We start from the raw sequence: 9,708 nt of genomic DNA on the forward strand, positions 1-9,708 counted from the left end.
CGAGGTCGCGGGCGACGGGCATCTAAATGACCGTGGCACTTCCGCGACCGGGCCATCCACAACTGGAGGAGATCGTCATGGCAAGCAGCAACCGCGCCGTCGTGTTCCAGAACGTCAAGGACATGCGCGTCGAAACCCTCGACTTCCCGAAGCTCGAGATGCCGAACGGCAAGAGCGCCCCGCACGGCGTCATCCTCAAGATCGTCGCCACCAACATCTGCGGTTCCGACCTGCATATCTACCGCGGTTCCTTCCCCGTACCCCAGGGCATGGTGATGGGGCACGAGATGACCGGCGAGGTCGTCGAGGTCGGCTCCGACGTCGAGTTCCTCTCCGAAGGCGACCTGGTCTCGGTCCCCTTCAACGTCGCCTGCGGCCGATGCCGCAACTGCCGCGCCCGCCACACCGAGGCGTGCGAGACCGTGAACCCCGACGTGTCCTGCGGCGCTTACGGGTTCAACCTGGGTGATTTCCAGGGCGGGCAGGCGGAGTACATGTTCGTCCCCTACGCCGACTTCCAGCTGCTCCGCTTCCCGGACAAGGACCAGGCCATGGAGAAGATCCGTGACCTCGCCCTTCTCTCGGACATCCTGCCCACCGCGTTCCACGGCCTCATGGAGGCCGGGGCGAAGCCCGGCTCGACCGTCTACATCGCCGGCGCCGGACCTGTGGGACGCTGCGGCGCCGCGGCGGCCCGTCTCCTGGGCGCTTCCTGCATCATCGTCGGTGACTACCATCAGGACCGGCTGGACCTGATGAAGAACAACGGCTGCGAGACCATCGATCTCAACCAGGACGTGCCGCTGACCGATCAGATCGAGGCCATCCTCGGCGAACCCATGGTGGACTGCGCCGTCGACTACGTCGGCAACGAAGCCCACGGGATCGGCCGCGAGGCCGAGGACATGAACCCGGCCCACGCCATCAACCAGGTCATGGACGCCACCCGCGCAGGCGGTGCCACCGGCATCGTCGGCATCTACGGTCCCGACCCGCTGGCCTCCTCCAAGGCCGAGCAGGAGGGCACCTTCTCGCTCGACTTCGGCAAGGCGTGGATCAAGTCGCCTCGGATCTCCGGCGGCCAGGCCCCGATCATGCACTACAACCGTGAGCTGATGATGTCGATCCTGTGGGACCGCATGCCCTACCTCAGCGACATGCTCAACACCAAGGTCATCAGCCTCGACGAGGCCCCCGACGCCTACGCGACGTTCGACACCGGTGCCTCGGAGAAGTTCATCATCGACCCGCATGGCATGATCCCAGCCTGATTCAGGGATGTCATGCACCCGGCCCGCGATCGTCGCTCCAGCGGCGGTCGCGGGCCGGTTCTTTGCACGGATCCTTCGACGATCCGGTCCTGGACGATGCCCGGGCGCGGGCCCGGGGAAGGTGGGGCCGGCATGCCGGCGCCCAGCGGCGTGGAGGAGCGAGGAGGGGCGTGGTCCTGGGAGATGGGCCAGCTCGCTGCGACGCTCCTGACGCCCCTCACCTCCCGCTCCGGATCGCCTCGCGGGGCGAGGAGGACGATCACCGGCGCCAGGACCGCCGGGACGCGCACGTCGCGGAGGGACCGGTTTCACTTCACCGGCGCCGGTCCTGGCGGGGAGCTCCAGCTGGGGTGTCACGCGGACGAGCGCCGGTCCACCGCGGGGCCGGCGCTGAGAAGGTCTGACGCTGCCGCAGCGACATCGCCCACGGCGGGGCCGTCGGGACGCGCCACCGCGCCGTCCAGAACGTCACGATCATCATGACGCGGATCGAGCGCCTCCCCGAGAGCACCGTCGCCGTCCGCGCCGGGAGCTCGGCGAGATCTTGTGCTCCGAGGCCAGGACGGCGGTCGATGAGCCGGAGCCCGCAGCTGTCGATCGAGCCCTTGCGGGAGTCCGGCGTATGCGCGTCATGACAGCAGCCATCGCCGGGATCGAGCGGACCTCCGAGCGGCGCCGATGCCGGGCACGTCCTGCGGGGAAGTAGGGTCACGTGGCGCTCTGTGCCACGCGGGGATCGACTGCGGCATCAGTCCACCGCATCCGGTGGGAGGGGACAGGGTCCGGGCGTGCCGTCACCTGCCCCCTCACCACGGGATGCGGTGGGCGGTGGTCACCGGATGGCGGAGCGGATGGCGGCGGCCGCGGCGGCGACGTCCGATGCGCTGTAGATGGCGCTGCCCGCGACGGCCACGTCTGCTCCCGCCTGCTGGACGGCCTCGACAGAGTCCGCACTGACGCCGCCGGCGACGGAGAACGGGACCTCGGCGGCCTTGCCGGCGGAGAGCAGGGCGTCGAGGCTGTAGCCGTCCTCCGCCTGCTCGTCGAGGCCGGCGTGCATCTCCACGAAGACGGCGCCGAGGGCGACGACCTCTCGGGCCCGTGCGGCCTTGTCGGACACGCCGATCAGATCGACGACGACGCCCTTGCCGTGCTTGGTCGCCGCGGCGACCGCGCCGGCGATCGTGCTGTCACCGGCGACGCCGAGCACGGTGACCAGATCGGCTCCGGCGGAGAAGGCGATGTCAGCTTCCAGCTCCCCGGCATCCATGGTCTTGAGATCGGCGAAGACGGTCTTGTCGGGGTGGGCGGCCTTGACCGCCGTGATCGCCGCGAGGCCCTCGCTCTTGATCAGAGGGGTGCCGAGCTCGAGGATGTCGACGTAGGGGGCGGCCTTCGCGGCGAGGTCGAGGGCGGACTCGGTGGTCAGGGTGTCCATGGCGAACTGCAGACGCATGTCAGGGTGTCTCTTTCTCGTGGTGGTGTCGATGAGGGAACGGGGAAGAAAGGTCATTCGAGGTTGGCATGACGGGGCCAGAGCGCATCCGCACTCTGTCCGCTCTTCTGCCACAGGACGTCGAAGAGAGCGTCGCCGACGAGGACGAGGAGCTGCTCGAAGAGGCTGCCGGCATACTGGGCCGACTGCTGCTCGGACCGGTCTGTCTTCGTCGCCGCACGGATGACCAGGACGGCGTGGGACAGCTGAGCAAGCGGTGACTCGGGGTCGGTCGTGATCCCGATGACGCGGGCACCGACGGATCGCGCCGTCTCAGCCGCGCTCACCACCCCCGAGGTCGTGCCGGAACCGCTGGCGGTCAGGAGCAGATCGCCCTCTCCGATCGCCGGGGTCGTCGTCTCACCGACGACGTGGACCTCCAGCCCGAGGTGCATGAGGCGCATGGCCGTCATCCGCAGCGCGAGCCCGGAGCGTCCAGCGCCGTGGACGAAGACCCGCCGGGCGTCCGCTGTCAGCTCGACGGCGGCCGCGAGCGCGGGCGCGTCGGGAAGGGCAGCTGCCCCCTCGATCTCGTTGACGATCCGCGTCAGCGAATCCTGAATGCCTCGTTCTTCCATGTCGACCATCTTGGGCCGGTCCGCGGCGGTCCACTGCTGCCCGATGAGCGGGGCGCCCCGTTCGATCGGGTGGGTCTCCCAGGTCGGGCTAGAGTAGCGGGGTGAGCGACCCCCCGACCCCGCTGGAACGTGCCCGCTCCCTGTCGCGGGACCGTGCCCTGACCGAGCAGGCCGATCAGCATGCGATCACCCTCGAATCGATCCTCGCCGTGCTCCGCTCCGGCCGACTCGCGGATGCTGCCGCGCGCAGGGAGGCCACGGAGATCGCCTCCTCCGCGCTCATCCGTGCTCGTTCGGTCCATGCGCAGCAGGAGAGCGTGCTCGAGCCGGTAGCCGAGGCATTCTCGCGCCTGCGCGCCGAACTGCGTCCTCTGATCCGCTCCGGGCCACTGCACGTCCAGTTCGCCGAGCCTCCTGCGCGAGGACGGGCGCTGCCGGGCCCGGTCGCTCGGGAAGCCCGAGCCATCTCCCGCACAGCAGTGCTCTCGCTCATGGACCGCGCGGACGCTGCACGCGCCCGGATCGGCTGGGACTGCGATGGCCGCAACCTGCTGATGGAGGTCCGTGACGACGGGGGAACCGCGGTGACGGCGGACGACGACACACTGCGTCCGATCGTGGAGCGGGTGGCGGCGCTCGACGGAACCATGGACGTGGAGACGACCCCGGGCTGGGGGACGACGCTGCGGATCGAGATCCCGCTGGACCCACCCAGCGCAGCGCTCACCGTGGAGGGCGCCGAGGAGCTCACCGACCGAGAGAAGCAGGTGCTGCGCCTGGTCGCGACCGGGATCTCGAACCAGCGCATCGGCGACCAGCTCGGGATCACGGCGAACACCGTGAAGTACCACGTGGCCAACTTGCTGCGGAAATACGGCGCCCGCACGCGCGCCGAGCTCGCAAGCATCACTCACTCCCATGATGCGCACCATCCGAGCTCCCGGACTCGATAGCGGGCCTCGGTCCGGACGGTGACTGCGGTGCCCCGACCTGGCACCCGGCGCGGAAGATCCCACCATCACCGGTCGGCCGGCACTGCGAGCGGCGGCGTACCCGCAGCATGGGCGTGGGTCCGGGCTGTCGAGCGATGGTGACCACCAGCGGACATGGTGCGCATCCTTCTGGGCCGCCCCTCGGCCACGCCAGAAGAGTCACCTATCCTTGCGGCGGTCCCCCTTCTCAGGCCTTGAGCACGCGGCACCGACATTCTGCCGACCAACCCCTGGGCGCGCCTCGGGGCCGGGCCGAGGCGCACTCCGGGTGGGCGGGCACGAGGCTCAGATCAGGCCGTGCTCCTCGAGGAGCTGACCGATCTCTCCGTGCTCGAGCCTGTCGCGCAGGTAGCTGCGCAGCGCGGCTGGGCCGGGGATCTCCACCTTCTTGCCGTCGCGCATGCGCGCCGAGGCCTCGAGGAGGTCGCGCACGTCGTACGTGGAGCCCCAGGTCTCCGGCACGCCGCGCTCCACGTCGAGGAGCTCGTAGACGGCCTCCATGCCGGTGCGCACCGAGTACTCGGTGGTGAAGATCGTGTCGCGGCCGGTCTCCGCGAACTGCCCGAGGAACGCGAAGTTCTCGGCACCCTCCGGGACGACCCGAGGGCGATCCCCAGCGCGGCGGGGCATGAAGAAGCTCGTCACGTAGGGCATCATCACCGGCACGCACCGGGCGCCGGTCGCCGCGAGCTCAGGGATCTCCTCCACGGGCACACCCAGGTGGTAGAGCCACTCCTGGGTGATCTCCTCACCGGTGCACTGCGACAGGGGCTTCTTCACGTAGTCGCCCTCGACGTCGACGAACAGGCCGTAGACCCAGACGACGATCTGATCCTTCGGCTGCTTCTTGAAGTGCGGCTGGCGATTGACCGTCCAGCTCAGCAGCCAGGAGGAGTCCTCGGCGGTGACGATGCCGCCGGTGACCACGCGGCCGCTGAACGGATCGCGCTGGGCGATGCGCTCGATGTAGGCCGGGATGCGCTGATCGAGCGTCGTGACCGTGGCCGATTCCCACTTCGTCTCCTCGATCGAGGAGCAGAAGACCTCCGGGCGCCCGAACGACGGGTCCTTCTTCGCGATGCGCTTCCACAGGTCCCAGGCCGGGGCCGGGCCCTCCTGGAGCACAGCGGGGGTGTGGTGGTCACCGTCATCGGAGTTGTCCACGAGCGATCCGATCGTCATCAGCGCGAGGTCGTGCTCACCGAGCTCGATGGTCTCCTCGGCGCCGTCGCGGCGGCAGTGGATCGCGGTGGCGCGGATCTCGCCGTTGCGGTGGGCGAAATCCACATCGAGGACCTCGGTGCCGGACTGGAAGACGACGCCGTGTTCGGTGAGGTAGTGCATGAGCGGCAGGACGAAGGACTCGTACTGGTTGTACTTCGTGAATTTCAGCGCCGTGAAATCGGGCAGTCCGCCGATGTGGTGGACGAACCTGTGGAGATAGAGCTTGAACTCGAGCGCGGAGTGCCACTCCTCGAAGGCGAACATCGTCCGCCAGTACATCCAGAAAGGCGAGTCGAGGAACTCACGGCCCATCACCTCGTCGATGCGCTTGCCCTCCATCTCCGCGCGCTCGGCGAGAAAGACCCTGAGCAGGTCCTTCTGCGCCCGCTTCGGCAGGCTGAAGCGGCCCTCGTGGCCCGCGTCCTCGCCCTGACGGACGGTGGCCCGGCGCAGCGAGTAGTTGGGGTCGTCCTTGTTGAGCCAGTAGAACTCGTCGAGCACGGAGGCGTCCTCGAGCTCGAGGGAGGGGATGGAGCGCATCATGTCCCACAGGCACTCCATGTGGTCCTCCAGCTCCCGGCCGCCGCGGATGACGAAGCCCTTGTCCGGCACGTCAAGGCCGTCGAGCGCACCGCCGGCGACGTCGCCCTTCTCGAGGATCGTGACGTTGGCACCGGGGACCCCGGCGTCGCGGATCAGGAAGACGGCAGCCGCGAGCCCGGCCAGCCCGCTGCCGACGATGTAGGCCTTCGTCTCCTGGGCGTGCTGTGCGGGGCGGGGACGCGCGAACGCCTCGTAGTTACCTGCTGTGTGCTGCATGGTCCATCCTTCCCGACGCGTGGCGGATGCCGATCACCCGGCCTGCATTTTGAGCGTACTCAAGATTGAGTCGACTACAATGGTTGTATGGAAACTCGGAATGGCACGGGGCTGGGGCTGTCGGCGACGCTGGGCAGGCGCGAGCGGGCGAAGGCGGAGAAGCGCGCCCGCATCCTCGCCGCGGCGCGCGCGCTGTTCGAGGAGCGCGGATTCCAGCGGACCTCGATGAGCGAGGTCGCGCGCGCGGCGGATGTGGCCGAGGGGACCGTCTTCCAGTACGCCGCGACGAAGACGGAGCTGCTCATGATGGTCGTCGATGCGCTCTGGGGAGCCCACGAGCGCGCGACGGCCAGTCCTCCGCTCTCTGCGTTCGCCGCGCCCGGCGGGTCCGATACACCACCGCCGGCAGGGGAGATCGCGGACCAGATCGCGGCGCTCATCTCGCCGCTCGTCGCCGCGATGTGCCGCTGGCCCGAGCCCGCGACATGGGTCGCCCGCGAGATCCTCTTCGGTGCAGAGATGCCGCACCGCCGGCGGGTCCTCGACCATGTCGAGAGCCTCGAGGAGCAGATCGCCTCGCGCTTGCAGGACAGTCGGGCCCACGCGTCAGGTGCGGTCGGAGTGACGCGGGACGGCGCGGCCGGAGCTGCCGGCGGGGCCCCCGGAGCGGTCGAGGCAACCGCCGCCCGGCTCATCGTCACCGGGGTGCTGGCCGAGCTCAACCGCTCCCGGCAGGGGCGCAATGAGAGCGAGAACGTCGATGCGGCTCTGCGTCGGCTCATCGATCTCGTGGTGGCAGGGGCGATCGCCTCGCGGTGACAGGCAAGCCGTCCCCATCGACACCGCCATCACGGGGACCGATGCTTTGACGAGCACGCCCTCGGTGTGACGTGCAGGGCGCGTGTACCGCCGCGAGGCGGTGCGCCGGGCTTTCCAGAAGGAGCCCAGCGGGTTCTCGGGGTCTCGATGAGAGGAGACTCCGAAAGCGGTGGAGCGCGACGGCTGCTACCTCAGCGACCTCCACGCCCTCATCGGCACGATCGGCGTGGCCGTCCCCCATCTCCGCCCGGGCACCTGCCTCCCCCGTGGCTGGTCGAGCGGTGTAAGCGCGCCGGAGCAGCCCTAATCCCGGTCGTCGCGGACTGCTATCTCGCCGGGTCTGCACCCACCGGAGGAATCTGCCCACGCGCCGCCGCGCTGGCGCGGAAAGTCCGGGAGGGCGGGGGCGTGATCTCGCCGTCGTCCCCCTCGCGATAGGCATGAACGGGGACGGGCACCGCGAAGTGCTCGGCATGCGGGTTGCGACCAGCGAGACCGGAGCTGCGTGGAACGGGTTCCTCGCCGGCAGGGTCGCCCGCGTCCCACCGTGTTCCGGGTTCGCGGATCGGCCTCAGGCCTTCGCCGCCTGGGTGCGGCTCCCGCGACGGCTGGATTCCAGCATCTCGGTCAGTGAGCGCGCGTCATAGCTGCCCACCATCCGACAACCATCGATGAAGAACGTCGGGGTCATCTTGGCGCCGCTCGCCTCCGCGCTCGCGATGTCCCGCTGCACCCTCGCAGCAACCTCGTCGCTGTCGAGATCCTCGATGAACGCCTCGACATCGAGGCCCAGCTCAGCCGCGTAGCCGATGAGATCCTCCCTCTCCAGCGCGTTCTGCCGAGTGAAGACGAAGTCGAGCCACGGCCAGAACATCTCCTGCTTCGCGGCCGCCTCGGCGGCCCGTGCGGCGAGGGGGCCGTGCGGATGGTGAGGCAGATGCCGCACGACATAGCGCAGATCGTCACCGAAGCGCCCGTGCAGGTCCTCCCAGGAGCCAGTGGCGTGCGCGCAGTACGGGCACTCGAAGTCCACGAACTCCACGAGGGTGAGCCGGGCGTCCTCCGGTCCGCGGATGTGATCCACCTCGGGGTCCACCGGAGAGTCGAGCGTCATCGGGAGATCCGCCGTCTCCTCTCCCCACCGATGGGCCGCGACCTTGAAGATCGACCAGCCCAGAACAGTAGCGAGCACCATCGCCACGAGCACGCCCAGCGTCGCCTGGCGCCCCAGATCAGAGGAGGAGTCGAAAGCGAGGCTGATGACCAGCAGCGACACGGTGAAACCGATGCCCGAAAGTGCTGCCCCGCCGAACACGCTGCCCATTCCGACTCCCTCCGGCAGTCGGCCTGCGCCCATCCGAACGGCGAGGAGCGTCGCGATCCCGATTCCGAGGAGCTTGCCGAGCACGAGCCCCGCGATGACGCCCCACGTCACAGGCGAGCCCAGCGAGTCGGCCACCACCCCGCCGCCCAGGTCGACCCCGGCATTGGCCAGAGCGAAGATCGGCACGACCAGCAACGCCGTGGGGAGACGGAGGTACTCGTGCAACCGCTCGTTGACCGACACGCCCTTGGACAGCCCCCGTCCGACGGCACGCGCCGAGGAAGCGCTCGGGGATTGCCAGAAGTCGCGGAACAGCTGCCGGGCGGCGGCCACCTCGTGCCTTTGCGTCGGGTAGGCGGGGATCAGAAGGCCGGCGATCATGCCCGTCAGCGAGGCGTGGATGCCGGAGGACAGAGTCGCCAGCCACAGCACGATGACGATCCCCACATACGGAGCAGCACTCCACTGCCGGGAACGGCCCAGCAACCACAGGGCGACGAGGCAGCCGAGAGCGACCAGCAGCGGGACGGGCCGGATCTCCTCGCTGTAGAACACCCCGATGATCGACACCGCAAGGAAGTCGTCGACCACCGTGAGAGTCAGAAGGAAGACGCGAAGCTGCCCGGAAAGCCGGGGGCCGACGATCGCGAGAGCACCGAGCATGAACGCCGTGTCCGTTCCGACGACCGCCCCCCACCCGCGAAGCCCCTCACCACCGGACGCTCCGACGACCAGGACATACACCAGCGCGGGCAACGCCACGCCCGCGACACCGGCGATCGCTGCCAGGCGTGCGCGACTGCTGTCCCGCAGGGCCCCATACGCAAACTCCTGGCGCACCTCGAGACCCACGACGAAGAAGAACACGACCATGAGCCCGTCGTTGATCCAGTGGTGCAGATCCAGGTGCAACCCGAACGGGCCGACGTCGATCCCTACGCTCTGGTGCCACAACTCGAAGTAGGAAGAGGACAGCGGCGAGTTCGCCCAGAGGAGAGCGAAGGCCGTGACAATGATGAGCAGCATGGCCGATCCCGACTCCGTGCGGAGTCTTCCGACCATGCCCCGGGGGGATGAGCTTGAGTGAGACACAGCTGCATTCTGCCTGAACATGCTGGCTAGCTGTTGTGGGTCATGAGGTTCTTGGCGCGGGTGCGTCGATGAGATGAGGAACGGGCTCCTCGTC

General features: G+C 68.9%; 7 protein-coding genes and 1 pseudogene. 4 read left to right on the forward strand and 4 right to left on the reverse strand.

All coding sequences use genetic code 11. The features are described from left to right. Window positions 1-77: 77 nt before the first annotated feature. The gene (locus FSY66_RS07945) at window positions 78-1,271 is read left to right on the forward strand and encodes an alcohol dehydrogenase catalytic domain-containing protein (protein ID WP_144793279.1); all 1,194 of its coding nucleotides are present in this window, start codon (window positions 78-80) and stop codon (window positions 1,269-1,271) included. 832 nt (window positions 1,272-2,103) lie between these two features. Here the strand turns inward: FSY66_RS07945 and hxlA are convergent. Together hxlA and hxlB are read right to left on the reverse strand one after the other, a co-directional pair. Beyond that, complete coding sequence (hxlA, locus tag FSY66_RS07950) at window positions 2,104-2,727, reverse strand: 3-hexulose-6-phosphate synthase (protein ID WP_024290845.1); 624 nt, start codon at window positions 2,725-2,727, stop codon at window positions 2,104-2,106. Between the two features lie 53 nt (window positions 2,728-2,780). After that, on the reverse strand, window positions 2,781-3,353 hold the full coding sequence (gene hxlB, locus FSY66_RS07955; protein WP_006215287.1) for a 6-phospho-3-hexuloisomerase: 573 nt from the start codon (window positions 3,351-3,353) through the stop codon (window positions 2,781-2,783). A gap of 92 nt (window positions 3,354-3,445) precedes the next feature. Between hxlB and FSY66_RS07960 the strand changes: the two genes are divergently transcribed. Then, window positions 3,446-4,297: a LuxR C-terminal-related transcriptional regulator gene (locus FSY66_RS07960; protein WP_144793282.1), complete on the forward strand. Its 852-nt coding sequence runs from the start codon at window positions 3,446-3,448 to the stop codon at window positions 4,295-4,297. A 324-nt stretch (window positions 4,298-4,621) separates the two neighbouring features. On the opposite strand, the gene FSY66_RS07965 is transcribed toward FSY66_RS07960, so the two are convergent. Then, window positions 4,622-6,379: an oleate hydratase gene (locus FSY66_RS07965; protein ID WP_144793285.1), complete on the reverse strand. Its 1,758-nt coding sequence runs from the start codon at window positions 6,377-6,379 to the stop codon at window positions 4,622-4,624. Window positions 6,380-6,466: 87 nt separating this feature from the next. Between FSY66_RS07965 and FSY66_RS12665 the strand changes: the two genes are divergently transcribed. Together FSY66_RS12665 and FSY66_RS12865 are read left to right on the forward strand one after the other, a co-directional pair. Further along, on the forward strand, window positions 6,467-7,198 hold the full coding sequence (locus FSY66_RS12665; protein ID WP_222115523.1) for a TetR/AcrR family transcriptional regulator: 732 nt from the start codon (window positions 6,467-6,469) through the stop codon (window positions 7,196-7,198). Between the two features lie 163 nt (window positions 7,199-7,361). Further along, window positions 7,362-7,737: pseudogene (locus FSY66_RS12865) on the forward strand (transposase); the annotation flags it as partial. 32 nt (window positions 7,738-7,769) lie between these two features. Here FSY66_RS12865 and nhaA read toward each other — a convergent pair. Further along, entirely contained in the window at window positions 7,770-9,635 is a 1,866-nt protein-coding gene (gene nhaA, locus FSY66_RS07980; RefSeq protein ID WP_260853586.1) for a Na+/H+ antiporter NhaA, read from the reverse strand. Window positions 9,636-9,708 lie beyond the last annotated feature (73 nt).

The sequence above is a fragment of the Kocuria palustris genome, from assembly GCF_007666205.1.
GTDB classification, from domain to species: domain Bacteria; phylum Actinomycetota; class Actinomycetes; order Actinomycetales; family Micrococcaceae; genus Kocuria; species Kocuria palustris_A.

Excerpts from the sequence above, each read along its gene's own strand:
- FSY66_RS07945 (WP_144793279.1), top strand. The coding sequence starts at position 78 with ATGGCAAGCAGCAACCGCGCCGTCGTGTTCCAGAACGTCAAGGACATG.
- hxlA (WP_024290845.1), bottom strand. The coding sequence starts at position 2,727 with ATGCGTCTGCAGTTCGCCATGGACACCCTGACCACCGAGTCCGCCCTC.
- hxlB (WP_006215287.1), bottom strand. The coding sequence starts at position 3,353 with ATGGTCGACATGGAAGAACGAGGCATTCAGGATTCGCTGACGCGGATC.
- FSY66_RS07965 (WP_144793285.1), bottom strand. The coding sequence starts at position 6,379 with ATGCAGCACACAGCAGGTAACTACGAGGCGTTCGCGCGTCCCCGCCCC.
- FSY66_RS12665 (WP_222115523.1), top strand. The coding sequence starts at position 6,467 with ATGGAAACTCGGAATGGCACGGGGCTGGGGCTGTCGGCGACGCTGGGC.
- nhaA (WP_260853586.1), bottom strand. The coding sequence starts at position 9,635 with ATGTTCAGGCAGAATGCAGCTGTGTCTCACTCAAGCTCATCCCCCCGG.